Raw genomic sequence first — 1545 nt, 5'->3', positions numbered from 1 at the left:
GAGCCAGACCACCCAGCAAAACGCCTCCAGTTCGGAAGAGCTGGCGGCCACCGCCGAAGAGATGAGCAGCCAGGCCGAGCAACTGCAGCAAACCATGTCCTTTTTCAAACTGGGCAGCGGCACGCCGGCAACCGCCCGCGCGTCGGCGCCGCGGCAGGCAGCGGCGCGCCGCCAGGGCACGTTCAGGACCGCCGCGCCGGCTGCGCCGGTCGCCCTGGCGCCGCATGGCGGGCCGGATGAGCAGCATTTCACGCGTTTTTAATTTGATGGATCATCATGCCGGGGGGAGTTGTGTTTAAAAATATGAAGATTGGTGTTCGGCTGGGTCTGTCTTTTGCGATTGTCGGGATGTTGCTGGTTGGCATCATCGGCCTCGCCATTTTTCACCTGTCCGAGTTGAACCAGAATACCGATGAAATCGTCAACGACCGTTATACCAAGGTGGTGGCCAGTTATACCCTGATCGGCGATGTCGACGCGATCGCGCGGGCGATGCGCAATATCGTCATCTTTGGCGATGCCGACACGGTGCGCAAGGAGTTGGCGGTGATCGAGGCGGCCAAGACGCAGATCAAGGAGGTGCTGGCCCGGCTCGACAGCATGATCAACAAGCCGAAGGGCCGGGAATTGTTCAAGACCATGCTCGAGCAGCGCGAAAAATACCGCGTCTCGCAAGAAGAGTTCTTCAAGCTGACCGCCGAAGGCAAGAAGGAAGAAGCCAAGAGCCTGCTTGTCAACCAGATCGAATCGAGCCAGATGGCCTATCTCGATGCGGTGTCGGCGATGATCAAATTCCAGGCGGAGGTGATGTCGGCATCCAGCGCCGAAGCGGCCAGCGAATACGCCTCGGCACGCAACTGGATGCTGGCCCTGGGCGCGGCCGCGCTGTTGCTGGCGGCCACGCTGGCGACCCTGGTCACCGTGAGCATCACCGGCCTGCTGGGCGGCGAACCCGGTTACGCCGCCGATATCCTGAAAAAAATCTCGGGCGGCGACTTGAACGTCGAGGTGCTCACCAAGCCGGGCGACAAGGACAGCATGTTGCTGGCGGTCGGCGCGATGGTCGCCAAATTGCGGCAAGTGATCGATGGCCAGCGCGCGGTGGTGCAAGCGGCCAATCGCGGCAATTTCGACGCCCGCGTCGACCTGGCCGGCTTGCAGGGATTCCAGAAGGAGATGGGCGAAGGTTTGAACCAGCTCGTCACCACCACCGGGTCCAGCATCGCCGACGTGATCCGCGTGATGGAGGCGATGTCCGAGGGCGACTTGACCAAGTCGATCGACAAGGATTACGAAGGCGCGTTTGCGCAGTTGAAGCAATACGCCAACAACACCGTCGCCAGGCTGGCCCAGGTGGTGGGCGAAGTCAACAGCGGCGCGCAGGCGCTGGCCGGGGCCTCGGAAGAAGTCAGCGCGACGGCGCAATCGCTGTCGCAGGCGGCTAGCGAACAGGCTGCCGGGGTGGAGGAAACCAGCGCCTCGATCGAACAGATGACGGCGTCGATTTCGCAAAACACGGAGAACGCCAAGGTCACCGACGGCATG

At 62.1% G+C, this 1545-nt stretch carries 1 protein-coding gene and 1 pseudogene; both read left to right on the top strand.

Features of this window, described 5'->3' with window-relative positions; translation table 11 throughout:
- A pseudogene (locus CD932_RS29420) lies at positions 1-262 on the top strand (methyl-accepting chemotaxis protein); the annotation flags it as partial.
- A gap of 41 nt (positions 263-303) precedes the next feature.
- The coding region (locus tag CD932_RS28945; protein WP_176461043.1) for an MCP four helix bundle domain-containing protein at positions 304-1545 on the top strand (1242 nt) is incomplete at its 3' end.

Source organism: Janthinobacterium sp. PC23-8 (assembly GCF_002250505.1).
Classification (GTDB): Bacteria; Pseudomonadota; Gammaproteobacteria; order Burkholderiales; family Burkholderiaceae_D; genus Janthinobacterium.
The sequence above is the reverse complement of the archived record's forward strand: the minus strand, read 5'-3'. Positions and strand labels throughout refer to the sequence as shown.